Genomic DNA, 19,213 nt, shown 5'->3' on the forward strand with positions numbered 1-19,213 from the left:
AAGTAAGCTAGAAAACAAAGAGGATTCTCCTAATAATCTAAAAAATAGAAGACTGAAAATCATTTTTTACGATTTTCGGTCTTCTATCTTAAGGTTCTTCGGACTTACGTCCCAAACTCACTTATTTCATGTATATTATGTATTATGTGATAACGTCCGTCCTCTTCGATTCAACTAAAAGAGCGGATTTTTCACTTTTTGCTCCAGTCTTTCAGGACTAAATAGATGCTAAAACATCCACGGTGGCATCTATAGCACGCTCTGCAATAGCCGTATAGCGTTCTTTTTTATCACGAATACGAGTAGGCAACTCTGGGAAAATTCCAAAATTGGCGTTCATTGGTTGAAAATGTTTACCCGCTGTGTGAGTGATATAGTAAGCCATACTTCCAACAGCTGTTTCCCGAGGGAAAATAATTGGTGCCTCACCCTTAGCTAATTTAGCTGCATTAATTCCCGCAACCATCCCGCTCGCAGCACTTTCAACATACCCTTCTACACCAGTCATTTGACCGGCAAAAAATAAATCATCTCGTTTACGTGATTGATATGTCGGTTCCAATAATTCTGGTGAATTCATGAAAGTATTACGGTGCATCACACCATAACGCACTATTTCAGCATTTTCTAAACCTGGAATCATTTGAATAATCCGTTTTTGTTCTCCCCACTTCAAATGAGTTTGGAAACCTACAATATTATACAAAGAAGCAGCCGCATCATCTTGACGCAATTGAATAACTGCATGTGGGCGTTTATCAGTTTTTGGATCTTCTAATCCAACAGGCTTTAATGGGCCAAATAACATTGTTTTTTCGCCACGGTTAGCCATTACTTCAATTGGCATGCACCCTTCAAAGAACTTCTCTTTTTCAAATTCTTTCAAAGGCGCGACTTCCGCATTAATTAACTCATTACGAAAAGCCGTAAACTCCTCTTCATTCATCGGACAATTTAAATAAGCTGCTTCGCCCTTGTCATAGCGTGATTTTAAGTAAACCTTATCCATATCAATTGACGCTTTATCAATAATTGGAGCTGCTGCATCATAGAAGTATAGCCCATCAGAATCCGTAAATTCCGCAATTTCACCTGCTAAAGCCTCCGCAGTTAAAGGGCCCGTTGCAATGATGGTGATCCCCTCAGGAATTGCTGTCACTTCTTCATCAATCACCGTAATATTAGGATGATTACGGATTTTATCAGTAATTGTTTGAGAAAATGTCTCACGATCAACCGCCAGAGCTCCACCAGCAGGTACAGCTGTTTCATCAGCAGATTCAATGATGATTGAATTAAAACGACGCATTTCCTCTTTTAAAAGCCCTACAGCGTTCGTAATATTGTTTGCGCGCAACGAATTAGAACACACTAACTCAGCAAAATTTTCAGTATGATGAGCAGGTGATTTTTTTATCGCACGCATCTCATAAAGGTTGACCTTAACACCTGCCTCTGCGGCTTGCCAAGCGGCTTCGCTACCAGCTAATCCTGCACCTATTACATTTACTACTGTCATATTGTCACATCTCCTATATTTAATCACGAATACGACAGCTCAAAAAATGGGGCTGTCGTATTTATTTGCTTATTTAACTTACATTTAGGTTTTAACGCTTATTTCTGCACGTCTTCTTTATAGTCACAGTCACTACAGATAATTTGCTTGCCGCCCTTAACTTTCTTCTCAACTAAATAGTGCTCACACTTCGGACAGTTACGCGCAATTGGTTTATCCCAAGAAGTGAACTCACATTCAGGATAGCGACTACAGCCGTAGAATAATCTATTTTTCTTAGATTTCCGTTCAATGACTTCTCCCTCTTTACACGTTGGACATTTCACACCAATTTCTTTCACAATTGCCATTGTATTGCGGCAATCTGGAAAATTACTACAAGCATAGAATTTACCATAACGACCAAGTTTAATAACCATTGGATTGCCACACAACTCACAATCAAACCCTGCCGGTTCATCCTTGATTTGGATTTTTTCCATATTCTCTTCGGCTTTTTCCAACTCAACTGCAAATGGTTTATAAAACTTATCGACAACTTGAACCCATTGCTCTTGTTCATCAGCAATCTTATCTAAATCTAATTCCATAGAAGCCGTAAAATTAACGTCAACAATCTGTGGGAAGAATTCGACAATTAAGCCATTAACAATTTCTCCTAGCTCTGTTGGCTCAAATCGCTTACTCACTAACTTAACATAATAACGCCTTTGAATAGTTTCCAAAGTTGGCGCATAAGTGGAAGGACGACCTACTCCATTTTCTTCTAAGGTTTTGATAAGTGTTGCTTCACTGAAACGAGCTGGAGGTTGAGTAAAGTGTTGTTTAGGCTCTAAATCAACCACTTTAATGACTTCACCCTCTTCTAAATCAGGCAAAATATTCTCTTTCTCTTCTTTTCCCTCGTCATTCCCCTCAACATACACTTTCATAAATCCTTGGAATTTAATTTTGGAGCCATTTGCTACAAACATCACGCCATTTTGAACAAGATTAACACGCATCGTATCAAGAACAGCTGGAGTCATCAAGCTGGCAACCACCCGTGACCAAATCAAACTATAAAGCTTCATTTGATCCTTATCAAGGCGATCTTTCAAGGAATCAGGTGTTCTCATAATGCTAGATGGACGAATCGCCTCATGGGCATCCTGAGCTCCCTTTTCACTAGAAGCCGTTTTCTTAACTCCAACAGAGTACTCTTTACCATAAACAGACTCTATATAATCAGCTGCTTCTGTTTTACAAACATCTGACAACCGAGTTGAATCCGTACGCATGTAAGTAATCAGCCCAACCGTTCCTTCTTTTCCTAGGTTAATCCCTTCATATAACTGTTGAGCGACCATCATCGTTTTACGCGTTCGGAAGTTTAACTTACGAGCAGCTTCCTGTTGCAAACTACTTGTTGTGAAGGGCTTAGCAGGATTACGCTTCCGCTCTTTCTTAGTAATTTTTTCAACAGTATAGTCTTTGGTTTTAAGGCGTTTCGTAACCGCTTGAACATCCTCAGCATTGGATAGTTTGGTTTTTTTACCATCCAATCCATAAAAACCAGCCTTGAATTTTTTTCGTTTCTTTAAGAAATTACCATTAATACTCCAATATTCTTCTGGCTCAAAAGCATTAATCTCGGCTTCACGGTCCATAATAATTTTAAGCGCTACTGACTGAACCCGTCCTGCACTCAAACCTTTTTTAACCTTTTTCCAAAGAATAGGGCTAATAGAATATCCCACCAAGCGATCTAGAATGCGTCTTGCTTGCTGTGCATCTACTAAATCAAGATTGATTGAGCGCGGCTCCTTAAATGCTGCTTTAACCGCATCTTTTGTGATTTCATTAAAAACTACCCGATTTTTATCTGTTAAATCTAAATCCAGGAGGTGAGCTAAATGCCAAGCAATAGCCTCTCCTTCTCTATCCGGGTCACTCGCGAGATAAACTTTTTCAGCTTTTTTAGCAAATTTCTTTAATTCTTTAATAACAGGGCCTTTACCTCGAATTGAAATATAATGAGGCTCATAATTATTTTCAACATCGACCCCCATCTTACTCTTAGGCAAATCTCTAATATGCCCCACACTAGCCACAACTTTGTAATTTCTACCCAGATACTTTTCAATTGTTTTTGCTTTGGCTGGAGATTCCACGATCACTATGTATTTATATGCCATGTAGTTAACTACCACCTTTTTCAATAAACTCTTCATATATTACGAAAACAACTCTTATTCATAAAACGAATCGTTTCAATCTTATGCCATATGATACTGGTTTGTCAACATTTGTTCCTTAATAAATAAAAAATTCATGATAAAAAAGAAAATTCTTCCAATATATCTTGGCTTCTAATCACACATTTTGCGCCTTGTTGAATGAGTTCATGACACCCAATTGACCCTTCTTCTAAAATGCTGCCTGGGACAGCAAAAACCTCACGACCAGATTCAAGTGCTAATTGAGCTGTTATCAAACTACCACTTTTTTGTTTTGCTTCTATTATAATGGTCCCTCTAGCAAGTCCCGCAATTATTCGATTGCGAGCAGGAAAATGATAAGGAAGAGGGGCTGTTCCAAGAGGGTACTCACTTAGCAACAAATGATGTTCAGCTAAATAATGTTGTAAACGACTATTTTCTTTAGGATAAATAACATCAAGACCAGCTCCAATCACACCAATTGTAGATCCATGATGTCGAATCGTGTGTTGGTGAACAATTGTATCTATCCCTTTAGCTAAACCACTAATCAACACAAATTCCTTAACAAGAGCAGGAATCATACTACTAGTAATTCGTTCACCATAAGCAGTTGCTGCCCGAGAGCCAACAATAGCAAGCGCTGGCCGTTTCAACAAATTTACATCACCTTGATAAAATAACCCTGCAGGCGGATTGTATATTTCCTTTAAATAGATTGGATAGTCATCATCCAAAATCGTTAAAAAACCTGACTTTAAATAGTTTTGCCAATGAATTTGGATTTGTTGGAGTGAGAGCTCATATGTTTCGCGAAAACTCTGTTGATAATTGGCTTTAACCTGCCCAATTTTAATCCATTCTGTCACAGTTACCCTTTGCCAATCGGTTTCCAGTGCATATTGAATTATCTTTAATAATCCTTTGTTTCCAATTCCTTTAACGTGCTTCAACCGATAAATAAAAAAATCTAATTCTTCCACAAAAAAAGCCTCCTTTTAGTCTCTACCTAAATAGATACGTAAAAAAAGAACTTTTGTCTTTATTCTATTCAAAAAACTTTTTAACTGGCGCAAACGATTTACGATGAATTGGGCACGGTCCATAGGCATCTAGTCCAACTAGGTGTTCTTTAGTACCATAGCCAGCATTCTTTTCAAAACCATAACCAGGGTATTGTTCAGCATATTCTGTCATCAAGCGGTCACGCGTTACTTTTGCGACAATACTTGCAGCGGCAATTGAGACACTTTTAGCATCTCCTTTAATGATGCTTTCCTGAGCAATTGCCACATCCTCTAACTTCATCGCATCCAATAACAAATAATCAGGAGTAAATGACAATTTGTTGATTGCTTCTTTCATTGCGATTTTAGTCGCTTGATAAATATTTACCTTATCAATCATCTCTTCATCAACTATGCCTATCCCAACAGCCACAGCAGTTTCACAGATAATTGTAAATAAATCATCTCGTTTTTTTTCAGATAACTTCTTTGAATCATTGACTTCCAATAACTCACAATTATTTGGTAAAATAACAGCCGCAGCCACTACTGGCCCTGCCAATGGACCTCGTCCAACTTCGTCAATTCCTGCGATCACCTGGTAACCATTTTCTAATGCTTGTCGCTCAAATTGACGTAGTACATAGGCTTCCTCCCGAAGCGACTCAGCCTTTGCCAAACGTTTGTGAAAAGCTAGTAATAGCAGTGCGACCCCTTTACGCGGATCCTGCTCTAATTCATGAACAAACGGATCATCTGCCTTATCAATTTGAGCTAATTTTGCTTTAATTTCAGCGATTGCAGCAGGTTTACTCATGCTCCTCTGCCTCCATCTGATCATAACGATCAAGTGTGAAGCGACCTAACATACCATCACGAATTTCACGAATAATCATTTGACTTGCTCGTTCATAATCCTCTCTAAACCCTCTTTTCTTTGTGATTAAAAGAAGTTGATCGACATCGGAAAGTGCGGCTTCAGATTCACTTAAATCATAACGTGCAGCTAGCTCTTGCGGGTAAAACTCATTAAAAAAACGAATTGCGTACAATACCAAATCATCCATATGAAGAAGGTCATCTTTAATAGCGCCTGTCAACGCTAATTTACGGCCAATTTCTTGATCTTCAAATTTGGGCCAAAGGATTCCAGGAGTATCAAGAAGCTCTAAATCTTGTCCAGCCTTAAGCCACTGCTGTCCTTTTGTCACTCCTGGCCGATTCCCTGTCTTAGCAACATTTTTACGAATTAATCGGTTCATCAATGTTGACTTGCCAACATTAGGAATACCGATAACCATAGCTCTGATGGCTTGCGGTTTCATGCCCTTAGCAAGTTTTCTTGCAATTTTTTCTTGCAATACTTCTTTACAAGCAGGAACAATCGTGCTTATCCCACGCCCTTCATTCGAATTGATGATCAAAGTTCGGTGACCTTTCCCCTCAAAATACTGTTGCCATTTCTGAGTTTCTCGACCATCTGCTAAATCAGCTTTATTTAATAGCACCAACCGTGGTTTTTGTTGTATAATTTCATCCATCATCGGATTACGACTTGATATTGGCAGTCTAGCATCTACTAGTTCCAATACAATATCGACATACCTTAATTTTTCAGTTACTTCTCGACGAGCTTTCGCCATATGACCCGGAAACCATTGAATCGTCATATCTAAGTATTCCTCCTTGCTATATAGCGCTTACCCCTTACTTCTCTCTTGTATTCAGGTAAAGTTCACGCCTTGCTTATTTTGACTATAAATAAACTCTCTAATAAAACAAATGTTAATTAGTACGCTTTAAATTGTGGAAATTCGATAAAAAAAAGACCTGTACCACTTAATTCCCTTTCACATTGTACCACATCTTTCTAGTGATTACCTGTAGTTTTTAGCATACAGAAGTCTGACGCCCTCGTAGCTACTCTGCTGTTGCGTTCTAAAATAGGATTACTATACATGCTTTGAGAAATGAGTCGTAAACTTATTTAGAATGCGATTAAAAAATTAATTATTCAATTGCTAAATTTTCTTGATGAAGGAATAGAATAATAGAAAAAAAAGACGCCCAATTTTGAACGTCATTTAAACTATTTTTTCAAACAACGCCCCACTATCTAATCAAGCCAAAGTCACTAAAAGGATAGTAGACCATACGAGCCTTGCCTATCACTTGAGAACTCTTAACTTCACCGAAGGAACGACTGTCTTTGCTTAGACGGCGATTATCCCCTAAAACAAAATAGGAATCTTTTGGAATAGTTCTACTCGACAAAATATCAGCCGTATCAAAGTTAGTCGTGTACTGATTACTGCTGCGCTTAATCTTAGCTTGTCCCAAAAAATCTTCCTCAACTCGTTCACCATCAACTAAAAGTTCATCATCAACATATTGAATATGCTCACCAGGCATACCAATTACACGTTTAATATAAGTGTTGCCATCGGAAAACTTGAAAATAATGACATCAAACCGTTTTATTCGAGAGAATTTCTCATAAACAATTTGATCATTTTGTCGCAGTGTTTTAGCCATTGAATTTCCTTCAACAGCCATCGGAATGAAGACGAACCCCCGAATTATCATCACCAAGACACCAGCTAAAACCATCATTTTAAGCCAGTACAATGTGACTTCTATTAGTCGTGTTTTCATCTGTCATTCCCATCCTTCACTTAATTTCCAAGATAACGCCTCTCATACGTTCCTATATCAAAAACCTGACGAATTAACTACTTACTTTTCTTTACTTCCTCCAAAGCCTTCTCATAAGGCAAATCTTTTGAAAAAAGTTTGGTTGCTAGTTTCAACTCTAATGCGGCGGCTGTTTCAGCATCAACTTTTCCAGTTACTGGTAAGCTTTCAGCTGTTTGGAAGGCTTCAACTGCTTTAACCGTTTCAACTGAATAAGTATCTGATTCTGCTGAAACCGTTCCGTCTAACCCACTTAATATCAAGTTTAGATTTTTCACCGCTGGGCTCTTCGCCCCTTCTTCATAAGTCGCTTCGCGATCTATCGGATTAGACTCATAATATGCAGGCAGATCGACTTTAACACTTGGTTCAAACCCCTTCTCGTGAATCCATGTTCCCTTTGGTGTTAACCACTTACTTGTCGTCAGCTTTAAATCACTATTATTTTCTAAAGGATTAACAGTCTGAACCGTTCCTTTACCAAAGGTCTTACTACTGCCGACAACAGGAATCTTAGCCGATTCATTAAGGGCCGCTGCAAAAATTTCTGAGGCACTCGCACTTCCACCATTGACTAAAACAACCGTTGGCTCCTTAACCTTAAAGCCTCTATCAAGTTCTTTACCTGCTACTAAACTTTGCTTCTCTTCTTCCTTATCTTCAAAACTAACAATTGTTTTACCATCTTTTAAGAACATACTAGACATGATTGCCACTTGATCAAGTAGCCCTCCTGGATTTGAACGAACATCAATAACAAATGACTTAGCTCCGTCTTTACGTAAAGCCTTGATAGCCTCTTCAAACTCTTCTGCTGTGTGACTAGTGAAGCTTGTGACAACAATTTTACCAACAGTTTTCTCCGTTTCATCTAACTCACTTTTAACGGTTACTAGCGGAATTTCATCTCTTGTGATAGTCACATCAAAGTTTTCTTCACCACGTAAAATACTCAGTGTTACATCTGTTCCTTTTTTCCCGCGAATGGTTCCAACTACTTCGTCTAATTTCCGACCTTTTGTTTCCTTGCCATCAACTTTAGTAATGATATCATCCGCTTTTAAACGCGCTTTTTCAGCAGGCGAATCCTTCATCGGTGGTTCAGCAATAACCGGTTGCTCATCCTTTATAGACATAGTTGCTCCAATCCCTTGAAAGCTTCCATCAATGGTTTCGTTTAAACTCTCAGCGTCTTCACCACTAAAATAATCAGAATACGGATCATCTAGCGCAGAGGTCATTCCTTTAATCGCCCCATCAACAAGGGCATCTTTATCAATATCTCCCACATATTTTGAGATAATTGTTTCATAAGTACTATCTACTTTTTCCAGATCAGAAGAATGGGGATAACGGTTAACCTCGTTCATCCTAGCCCGCTCATGTTTAATTTCATTTAGTTGATAGGCACCTCCGCCAGCAATGATTGCCACGCAAATTAATGAGATGATATGTCGACCATAAGGAATCCCGTTATTATGTTTATTATTCACCAGTTCACACTCTTTCTATCATAAAATAAGCTAAGTAACAAATTTTTGCTACCAGCTCAAAACTACTTCTTCCATTCTACCATAAAACGATTGAATTTCCTGTTAAATTGGCTATATCTTCTCAATAAAATCACAAGTTTCCTATTAATAAATCGGCTCACTTCACCTAAAACAAGTGCATACGAAAAAAGCTAGGAAGAATAATCTTCCTAGCTCCTATTATTGAATTAAACTATGCTAAAACGCTAGCTGCACCACTAAAAATCATTCCATGACGTGGATCAATTGTTACAAGTGTATCATTAGCAATGATTGTAGTTGCATCTTTAGCGCCAACAATCACTGGAATACCTTTTGCAATACCAACGACAGCAGCATGAGATGTTAAGCCACCATCTTCAACTACTAATGCACCTGCTAAATCAATCGCCGGCATGTAATCTTTGTCAGTTGTTTTAACTACTAAGACACATCCTTCAACAGCAGCTTTATTAGCTTCTTCAGCTGAATTAGCTACAACAGACGTACCGATAAATGATTCGCGACCAATCCCTTGACCGTCAAGCAATTTAGAACCAATTAATTGAATTTTCATCAAGTTTGTTGTGCCACGTTCGCCAACTGGTACACCAGCAGTAATCAAGATTAATTCGCCCTCTTTAGCAAAACCTAATTCTTTAGAAACATCTGTTGCTAAGTTAAACATATCATCTGTTGAATCTGGTTTGCTTGTAACTGTTGGGAAAACACCCCATGTTAATGACAAACCGCGAGCTTTGCGTTCACTGAATGTAATTGCAACAATATGAGATTTTGGACGGTATTTAGAAATCATTTTCGCTGTATGGCCTGATTCTGTAGCCGCTACAATTGTTTTAATTCCTAAGTTACGAGCAGTATGTCCAACTGATTGGCCAATCGCCTCAGTCATGTCAGTTTTACTGTATTTTTTAAGCGCAAAAGCATCTTGATCAACAAGCGCTTCTTCTGTACGCTCAGCAATACTTGTCATTGTTTTAACTGCTTCAACTGGATAATCCCCAGCAGCTGTTTCACCTGATAACATGATAGCATCTGTTCCATCATAAATAGCATTAGCCACGTCACTTGCTTCCGCACGAGTTGGACGAGGATTTTTTTGCATAGAATCAAGCATTTGAGTAGCTGTAATAACAGGTTTCCCTAATTCATTACATTTTTTTATCATTAATTTTTGAGCAATAGGCACTTCCTCAGTCGGGATTTCTACCCCTAAGTCACCACGAGCAACCATTAAACCATCAGAAACACGTAAGATTTCATCTAATTTATCTACGCCTTCTTGATTTTCAATTTTAGAAATAATTTGAATATTAGTTGCGTCATTTTTTTCTAAGATATCTGTAATTTCAAGAACATCGCTTGCACGACGAACAAAACTAGCTGCGATAAAGTCAACATCTTGCTCAATACCAAATTTGATATCAGCAGCATCTTTATCTGTAATACCTGGTAAGTTAATAGAAGCACCTGGTACGTTAACGCCTTTTTTACTACCTAATAAACCTTCATTTTGGGCAACAGTTACTAATTCGTTAGCTGTTCTGTCAATTTCAACTACCTCTAAATCAATTAAACCATCATCAAGTAAGATATGTGACCCAACTTCAACATCATTGATTAATTCTTCATAAGAAACAGAGAATTTTTCTGGCGTTCCTTCAACTTGACTCATTGCAATACGAACAGTTGATCCTTTAGTAATGGTAATTTTTTGACCACCAGCCATATCATGAGTCCGAATTTCTGGACCTTTTGTATCTAGCAAGATCGCGACACGATGACCAGAAATTTTAGAAGCTTCACGAATATTTTTAATTCGATTGCCATGCTCTTCAAAATCTCCATGAGAGAAATTAAGACGACAAACATTCATTCCCGCATTCATTAAATCTACTAGCATTTCAACACTTTCACTAGCTGGTCCAATTGTACAAACAATTTTCGTTTTTTTCATTACATAAACGCTCCTATATTCAAATTATTTAATAACTACTTTAAAGGTATTACCGTTAACTAGAAAGAAATCTCTTGATTTAGTGTATATAATGACAAGTCAGGTTGATGTTTGCCATTTTCTAATGTATCAACAATATCTGTTGCGACGATTTCATTATCACGAATTCCAATACATAGACCACCTTGATTAGCTTTTAAGAGTTCGACAGCTTTCCAGCCGAATTTACTAGCCAAAACGCGGTCACGCGCAGAAGGCGAACCACCACGAACGACATGCCCTAAAACTGATACACGAGCATGGAAATCACCGAATTCTGCTAATTGATTAGCAAAATCATTACCGCCCATTACACCTTCAGCTAAAATAATTAGGCAATGTTTTTTACCACGATCACGGCCTTCTTTGATCTTCTTAGCTACTGCAGCCATGTCAAATTCATGCTCTGGAATAATAATGTCATCTGCACCACCAGCAACGCCTGCCCAAAGTGCTATATCACCAGCGTTACGTCCCATAACTTCAATAATAAACGTACGAACATGAGAAGTTGCTGTATCACGAATTCTATCAATAGATTCTAATACGGTATTGATTGCTGTATCAAATCCAATCGTAAAATCAGTACCAGGAATATCATTATCGATTGTTCCTGGTATTCCAACAGCTGGGAATCCATGTTTAGTTAGTGCTAATGCACCATGATAAGACCCATCGCCACCAATGACTACTAGGCCTTCAATACCAAATTTCTTTAATTGCTCAATTCCTTTTAGTTGCCCTTCAATTGTAGCAAACTCAGGATAACGAGCTGAGTACAAGAAGGTTCCCCCACGTTGCACTTTATCGCCAACATCGGCAATTTCTAATTTACGGATATCCCCGGCTACTAAGCCAGCAAAACCATAATTAATTCCGTATACTTCTAATCCATCATAGATGGCTTTGCGGGTAACTGCTCTAATAGCCGCGTTCATTCCTGGGGCGTCTCCACCGCTGGTTAAAATAGCGATACGTTTCATTCAACTTTCACCTCAATAATTATTTTAAACTTACTTTGGAACAGATGGTTAAATGTATTTAATACTTAAACCTCGAATTCATTCTACCATTTTTTAAATGAAAAGTCTTTGTAAAAAAGAAAAAATCATGAAAAAACATGAAAACACGTAGATAAACCATCTATCACCTAAAAATAATATTTTTTTTATCCACTAAATAGGATAACTCATTTTTTAATTCTGTGCTTTCTTTTACCCAATATTCGTCAGATAACGCAATTTTTTGGGCACTTTGTTCGTCAAAAATAATCACTGGATTATTTCCTGGATATTTTTTTAATGTCTCTTTGATTTCTGCTAAGACATCACGGGTTTCTTGACCGTTACTAATTTTTAAGTAACAAATCTTAGAACCAATAGTTTCTTTAAAACTTTCAGCTAGAACAACTGTCTCACCGATTATTTGGAGCGCTTGATTATAAGTGCTTCTTTCCACCTTCCCTTCAACAAAATATACTTTATTTTCATGTAAGTCATTCCCTATCCTGCGATAAAGCTGAGGGAAAATGGTTACAGAAATTTCAGCTGTCGCGTCATTTCCTTCGATAAAGGCCATTTGCTCGCCCTTTTTTGTCCGGATAACTCTAATCTGACGACTATAAACTAACAAACTACCACGTTTCCCCACTTCAACCTGATCAATTGATCGGGCATTTTTGACAATTCGCAAGGTTTGATATTCATCTACGGGATGCCCTGATAAATAAATCCCAAGATATTGTTCCTCTTGATCCAACTTTTCCTCTATCGAAAAATCAGCAACCGTTTCTTTTTTCAGGCTTAAAATGGATAACAAATCCAAGCTGCCACCACTATACAAAATATTCTTAATCATCCCTTCTAAGTCAATCACAAGTTGCTTGCGATTACCATGAAGAGAGTCGAAAGCTCCAATGTATATTAACGGCAAAATATTATCTTCCTTCAACCACTTACGGTCAATTCGCAATAAGAAATTATCTAGTGATTTAAACGGCCCATCTGCTTTTCTAACATCTAAAACGTTACGAATAAAATCTTTACGTATTCCTTTCAAGGAACTGAAGCCAAATAAAATCGCCTGTTTTTCTAAAAAGAAACTGTACCGACTAGAATTAATATCTGGTCCCTTAACCTTTAAACCAAATCGCTTAGCTTCTGTTATGTATTCCTTAATCTTCCCTAAATTATGTCTAACTGAATGCAGCAATGAAGCAAAAAAAGGAGCTGGATAATGGACTTTCAAATAAGCCATCTGATAAGCAATAAAAGAATATGCCATTGCATGAGATCTGTTGAACCCATAGTTGGCGAAACGTTCAATGTAATCATAAACCTGATTAGCCACTTCGGTTGTGTATCCTTGGGCAAGTGAGCCGTCAACAAAATGTTTTCGTTGCTCATCAAGAACCGTCTTTTCTTTTTTACTAATCGCACGCCTTAGAATATCAGCTTCTCCATAAGAAAATCCAGCCATTTTGGAAACGACTTGCATAATTTGCTCCTGATAGACAATGACTCCGTATGTCACATCCAAGATCTCTTTAAGATTGGGATGCGGGTAATCAACTGGCACCTGTCCCTTTTTTCTGGCAATAAACAAATCAATATTTTCCATTGGTCCAGGACGATACAAAGCATTCACGGCAGCAACATCTTCAATTGAAGTTGGCCCTAACTTACGCAAGACATTTTTGATTCCAGAAGATTCAAATTGGAAGACTCCAACAGTCTGAGCTTTACGAAAAATCGCAAGAGTCTTATCATCGTCCATAGGTAAGTCCTTTAAAATAATCTCTTCTTTATAGACTCGCTTAATTTGTTGAATCGTATCATCTAAAATTGACAAATTTCGCAAACCCAAGAAATCCATTTTTAACAGCCCTATTGCTTCTACATCTCCCATTGTAAACTGAGTCAACGGAATACCGTTGGAGCCTAGTTGCAGTGCCACTAATCCTGTCAAATCTTGGTCACTAATCACAACCCCAGCTGCATGTGTTGAAACATGACGGGGCAATCCTTCAATTTTAACTGCCACATCGAAAATCAAACGATTACGTTCACTTTCTTCTACCAACTGCTGAAGTTTATGAGATTGTTTGAATGCTTCTTCTAGGGTGATTTTCAAAACTGACGGAACTGCGTTTGACCATTGATTTGCTTCGTTTTGAGACAAACCAAATACTCTACAAACATCTCTTAAAGCCATCTTGGCCGCCATCGTCCCAAAGGTAGCAATTTGCGCCACTTGATGATGACCGTACTTTTGACTCACATAATGGAGAACTTCTTCTCGTCTGTTATCAGGTATATCTAAATCGATATCAGGCATTGTGTAACGTTCTTTATTAAGAAATCGCTCAAAAAGAAGATCATATTCAATCGGATCAACCTCAGTAATTCCCGTCACAAATGATACCAAAGACCCAGCTGCCGAGCCACGCCCTGGCCCCATCACTATCTGACGATCTGCAGCAAATTTCATCACATCCCAAATAATTAGAAAATAATCATCAAAACCCATCTCACTAATGGTTGATAGTTCCATTTCTAAACGCTCGGCATAGCGGTGATCAGGTTGTTGAACGCGTTTCGGCAAAGCCTCCTGGCAGATTTTTCGCAAATAGCTCGCAGCATTTTCAGCTTTTGGTACATCAAAATGTGGTAATAGCGTTTGATGAAACATCATTTCAAATTGACATAAATCCACTACTTTTTGAGTGTTTTTTAATGCCGACAAGACCTGATTAACACGAAACTTCTCTTCTAAATCAGCTGTAGTTGACAAAAAATATGAGCCTGTTTGTTGAAGATGCTCGGGTCCAATACGAGTCCCTTCATCAATGTGCTTTAAGACACGTAAAGAAAAATCATCACTTGGATTCAAATATCGAACTTCTTGTAAAGCTACCTCATTAATTTGATGCTCTGTAAGAATTTCTACCCAGTGTTGCTTTCGCGGCTCTTCCTCATGTAGTGAAACTCCGCCAAATAAGCTGTCAGCATCCACTCTTTTTTTTAATTCATTAAGGCTTACTGTTAGCTCTTCTGTTCGTTGCTCGCGATAAAGTGTGGTAATTGTTGATTGTTCATCTGGTATTACGACCACTAAATCATGTAACAATTCAGCAAATTGCTGAAAATAGAAATGCTGATTTGCTTCTAATTCCATTTTCGCAGTGGAAATTTTCAATAGTTGTTCATAACCTATTTGATTTTTTGCTAATAAGATCAAGCGAACATCCTCATCAGATTGTAAGGTCTCGCGGTATTCTATTGTTAAACCAATTAAAGGCTTTATCTGGTGCTTTTGACAGGTACGGTAAAACTCAGCAGCACCTGACATTACATTTAAATCCGTAATAGCGAGAGATTTAAATCCACGTTCTTTAGCTGTTTTTACAAGATCATCAATTCGAATCGTACTTGCTAACAGCGAATAGGCGGTCATCACTTGTAATTGCGTAATTTCCATGCCACTTTTCCCTCCCTCTCCACTTTAATGCTTATTATAACATGAAAACAGTCATTCGTAATTTTTTAAGAATGAGATTTCACCCATGATTGTCACTATTTTTCAGACTACTATTCTTTTACTTTCACTCCACCTAGCTTTGTGCTAAAATAAGCTAGTGAAGAGAGGTGTTACAATATGCGTTATCTAATAATTTTAGCATGGTCATTGATTTTAGGACAAATTGTTGCCTACCTTGGGGCTGCTCTAAATCACGGCCTATACAATTTCCCACAAGCAGTCATGGGATCTATCGTAATTGCACTTTTTGTGATTATCATTGGGGAAGTTTCTCAACCAAGTAAAAAGCAAACAGATCAATAATAACAAATTAAACTCAAGTAATTGGCACTTATTTTAGACTGAGACTCAGCTGCATAGTCTCAGTCTTTTTATATTAGTTAATTAACAGTCATTGTAGCTAGGAGGCTTAGAAATGAAAACAACTATTTTGTGGAGTGGAATTACTGGAAGGACAGGCCGAATAGCCTTACAATTTGCTAATAGTCGTAAGGATGTCGATATTGTTGCAGGGCTTTGTAGAAATAACGAATTATATTATAATTATAACCAATTAGACACAATATCTGAACATTTTGATGTTATTGTCGATTTTTCTCACAAAGATAATCTTGAGTCGATAATCGATTATGCCATCCAACTAAATAAGCCTTTAGTAATTGGTACGGCTGGGTTAAATGAGGCACATTTAGAATTGATTGAGAAATCCTCATGGATCATTCCTATTTTTCGGGGAGGTAATTTTCAATTTAAAGTTAAAACATTCATTGATGATGTCGTTGATTATGCAACTAATGTCAATCACAATATTAAGCTTACAGAAACTCACTACAAAACAAAAAAGATACCTAGTGAAACGGCTAAAGTTATTAAATTCCGAGTGGAAACCGAGACTAACAAAACTTTAGAGATCAACTCGTTACTACAGTTTGATGAACTGATTAATGAATGGAGGGTAGATGATCTGGTTTGTAGAGTTATTGGCTTTAACCAACTTGCGAATGATATTCTAACCATCTCAACCCTTATGATCGGGAAAACGGCTAGTGGTATTTACGATTTGAATCGATTAGTATCAGAAGAATAAATAGTGTATCCTATTATTCCCAGCAAATTAAAAAAGGCACAAATGCTTTTCCATCTGTGCCTTCCTTATCCTGATTAAAAGTTAATTTTTTTGCCGATTGTACCGCGAAAATTAACTAGAGAAATACCAATATTAACAAGAATAAAGCAAGAAGTTCCAATAAAGACTCCACCGTATCCAAAACCAGCAGCAACAGTAGACCCAACCATCGGCCCTAGAACTTGTCCAAAATTTTGTGCCATTTGATTAAAACTGAAAATTCGACTAACTCCTTCTCGTGGAGTCAAACGACTAATCAACGAATTGACTGATGGCATCAAGGCTCCCGTTGAGAATCCCATCATGAACCTTAGCAATCCTAATTGGAAAGGCGTCTTGACAAACGCCATCGGAAAAATGCACAATAGGAAAAAGACTAGTCCACCTAATAAGACATTTTGATTGCCAACTTTATCCCCTAGTTTACCTAAAAGTGGTGATGAAACAAAGGCTGAAACACCTGCTACTGACACAATCAATCCGCTAACAAACAAGATATTACCACTAGCTCCACCAAGTTGACGAATATAAAGTGTTAAGATTGGACTAATACTGGTAATTCCCACTTGTAAAATTAATGTTGTGATAAACAAACCGAATAGCATTGTTGGATTCTTGACCTTGCTAAAAATTTCCTTCGTCGAAATGACATTTTTCTTTTCAACAGGGGTAAACTCTTCCTTTACAAAAAAGATTGTCAAGACAGTATTAATTAGTAAAACAGTTCCTGTTATCAAGAAAACATTCCGAATCCCAAAAGCTCCTGCTAAAGCACCACCCATTAAAGGACCAATTAAATTACCAGCAACTGTTCCTGTTGCTAATGTTCCCAAAGCCCAACCATTGCGCTCTTGCGGAACTTGAGAAGCGATCATTGCTGTCGCATTAGGTATATAGCCTGACAACACACCTGTCAAGAAACGCATAACCAACAACCATTCTACATTTGGCACAAAAGCTAACGCGCCCATAGAAAAAGTCATTCCTGCTGCGGCTCTAACCATCATCAGCTTTCGCCCTTTTCGGTCAGCCAGATTTCCCCAAATAGGTGCAACTATTGCTGCTGCTAAAGCTGTCACACTAATTGATAGCCCCGCATAAAATTCTATCTTATTTTTAGGTGCTCCCAAATTTTCAATATAAACTGGGATAAACGGCATAACTAAACTAAAACTAGCCCCTGTAAAAAAACATCCAATCCAAGCAATATATAAATTTCGTTTCCAGTCAACTCGCATTTAATCTCTCCAGTATTTTTCTTTTCAGACACAAACATGGTCAAAAAATTAGTTACTCAATTAAGTATACACCTTATTTCCTAACTAGATTAGACATATGACAGAAAAATAATGATTTTATAATATTCATGAAAATTACCGAAAAAATTAGGCATTCTGACAAAAAAAGACTATCTCACTACAGTAAGAAGTCTATTTTTAAGTTTGATGAGAATTATTTTCTGTGCCGGTCAACAGTCATTTTAAACTCATTAAATTCTTTAAGCGATAATTCAGCTTCTCCACGGAATCCACTGTTAGTTAAGGTTGTTACATAATGATCTATCTTGTCTTTTGATGATGAAAACTCACGCTTGATATAGAAGTAGTACGCAGAACACAAATCAATTATTAAAGATTGAGATAAAAAATCTCGCTTTCTAGGCAAGGATTGAATCTTGACAAACCAACTATTCCCTTCCTGATACTCACCAATATCATAGCAATACAAAATATAATGACTTAATAACTGGCTCATTCGTTCAAGATAGTTAGGATACTCTTGATAATTTCGTAATGAATGATAACACTTTTTCCTCAAGGCTTGACTCATTCGATAATCAAAAACAAATAAACAATGAGTGAAAATGGTGATATCATCCAGTGTCCATATCTCTTTTTTTTGCAGGTACTCTTGAATGTAGATAACTTCCTGTGCCACTAGCTTTTCTTTATAATCTTGTTGAGGAAAATAATCTAAACGAATGGTTGTAATATGTGATAAATACGCAATTACACGCTCGAAAACAATTTTGCTACTTCTTTTTTGCTGATAAATTGCTTCTAATTGTCGTTTATTATTAGTGGTAAAAGCCGATATAAATTTCTTCCAAAGAGTCTCTTCTTTTTTGGGAGAATAGCCTTGGTGAATAAAATGAAATTCGGTTTGAGAAACATTTAATAGTTCCAGGACTGTTAAAAAAGTATCGTATTGTAACATAACTTCACCCTTTTCAAACCGAATAGCAAAGCTTTTAGCCACCACGCCTTCATAGACTTCTTTTTGCAAAAAGCCTTTATCCTTTCTTATCTTTCTTACAGTTACACCGTAATTCTCCATACCCCACCTCTTTTTCTACTATTTATATCTCACAAAATAATCTAAATAAAAATGTTACTACGATTACTTATATAATTATTATTCAAATAAAAATTATATAAATATATCATACCAAACAAACAGTGTTTTGCCTACCCGAAGTCATTTAAAAAGGACTACCTTTTCGCTGTTTCTTGGGTATATTAACGTGAAACACCCCAAAAACTATCTCATCAAAATCACGAAAAATGACGGTTCTCAATTAAGGACTTTAAAGAGTCAC

14 protein-coding genes are annotated in these 19,213 nt (G+C 37.3%); 2 read left to right on the plus strand and 12 right to left on the minus strand.

Annotation, left to right across the window (positions count from 1 at the left end; all coding sequences use genetic code 11):
- Positions 1 to 217 precede the first annotated feature (217 nt).
- From trmFO to dnaE, 10 genes are all read right to left on the minus strand, one after another.
- Positions 218 to 1,519, minus strand: coding sequence for an FADH(2)-oxidizing methylenetetrahydrofolate--tRNA-(uracil(54)-C(5))-methyltransferase TrmFO (trmFO, locus tag AC5KOD_RS09500; protein ID WP_496914314.1), 1,302 nt, complete (start codon positions 1,517 to 1,519; stop codon positions 218 to 220).
- A gap of 98 nt (positions 1,520 to 1,617) precedes the next feature.
- Entirely contained in the window at positions 1,618 to 3,696 is a 2,079-nt protein-coding gene (topA, locus tag AC5KOD_RS09505) for a type I DNA topoisomerase (protein ID WP_496914315.1), read from the minus strand.
- A gap of 134 nt (positions 3,697 to 3,830) precedes the next feature.
- Positions 3,831 to 4,703, minus strand: coding sequence for a DNA-processing protein DprA (dprA, locus tag AC5KOD_RS09510; RefSeq protein WP_496914316.1), 873 nt, complete (start codon positions 4,701 to 4,703; stop codon positions 3,831 to 3,833).
- A gap of 64 nt (positions 4,704 to 4,767) precedes the next feature.
- Positions 4,768 to 5,544 (minus strand): ribonuclease HII, encoded by a 777-nt coding sequence (gene rnhB, locus AC5KOD_RS09515; protein WP_496914317.1) that lies wholly within the window; start codon positions 5,542 to 5,544, stop codon positions 4,768 to 4,770.
- Complete coding sequence (gene ylqF, locus AC5KOD_RS09520) at positions 5,537 to 6,397, minus strand: ribosome biogenesis GTPase YlqF (RefSeq protein WP_496914318.1); 861 nt, start codon at positions 6,395 to 6,397, stop codon at positions 5,537 to 5,539. Before ylqF ends, rnhB begins: the two co-directional genes overlap by 8 nt.
- Before the next feature lie 442 nt (positions 6,398 to 6,839).
- A complete protein-coding gene (gene lepB / locus AC5KOD_RS09525) occupies positions 6,840 to 7,382 on the minus strand; it encodes a signal peptidase I (protein ID WP_496914319.1) in 543 nt (180 codons plus the stop codon).
- 77 nt (positions 7,383 to 7,459) lie between these two features.
- Positions 7,460 to 8,917, minus strand: a complete 1,458-nt coding sequence (locus tag AC5KOD_RS09530; RefSeq protein WP_496914360.1) for a S41 family peptidase — start codon at positions 8,915 to 8,917, stop codon at positions 7,460 to 7,462.
- 229 nt (positions 8,918 to 9,146) lie between these two features.
- Positions 9,147 to 10,910, minus strand: a complete 1,764-nt coding sequence (gene pyk / locus AC5KOD_RS09535; protein ID WP_496914320.1) for a pyruvate kinase — start codon at positions 10,908 to 10,910, stop codon at positions 9,147 to 9,149.
- 59 nt (positions 10,911 to 10,969) lie between these two features.
- On the minus strand, positions 10,970 to 11,932 hold the full coding sequence (gene pfkA / locus AC5KOD_RS09540; RefSeq protein ID WP_496914321.1) for a 6-phosphofructokinase: 963 nt from the start codon (positions 11,930 to 11,932) through the stop codon (positions 10,970 to 10,972).
- A 163-nt stretch (positions 11,933 to 12,095) separates the two neighbouring features.
- Positions 12,096 to 15,428, minus strand: a complete 3,333-nt coding sequence (gene dnaE / locus AC5KOD_RS09545; protein WP_496914322.1) for a DNA polymerase III subunit alpha — start codon at positions 15,426 to 15,428, stop codon at positions 12,096 to 12,098.
- Positions 15,429 to 15,605: 177 nt separating this feature from the next.
- Here dnaE and AC5KOD_RS09550 point away from each other — a divergent pair, with 177 nt between their 5' ends.
- Positions 15,606 to 15,791 carry a YjzD family protein gene (locus AC5KOD_RS09550; RefSeq protein WP_496914323.1) on the plus strand — a complete coding sequence of 62 codons (186 nt, stop codon included), beginning with the start codon at positions 15,606 to 15,608 and terminating at the stop codon, positions 15,789 to 15,791.
- Between the two features lie 112 nt (positions 15,792 to 15,903).
- On the plus strand, positions 15,904 to 16,575 hold the full coding sequence (locus tag AC5KOD_RS09555; protein ID WP_496914324.1) for a hypothetical protein: 672 nt from the start codon (positions 15,904 to 15,906) through the stop codon (positions 16,573 to 16,575).
- 74 nt (positions 16,576 to 16,649) lie between these two features.
- Here the strand turns inward: AC5KOD_RS09555 and AC5KOD_RS09560 are convergent, their stop codons facing one another.
- Positions 16,650 to 17,852 carry a multidrug efflux MFS transporter gene (locus tag AC5KOD_RS09560; protein WP_496914325.1) on the minus strand — a complete coding sequence of 401 codons (1,203 nt, stop codon included), beginning with the start codon at positions 17,850 to 17,852 and terminating at the stop codon, positions 16,650 to 16,652.
- Positions 17,853 to 18,066: 214 nt separating this feature from the next.
- Entirely contained in the window at positions 18,067 to 18,951 is an 885-nt protein-coding gene (locus AC5KOD_RS09565; protein WP_496914326.1) for an Rgg/GadR/MutR family transcriptional regulator, read from the minus strand.
- Between the last annotated feature and the right edge of the window lie 262 nt (positions 18,952 to 19,213).

It is taken from the genome of Vagococcus sp. WN80Y (assembly GCF_059621045.1).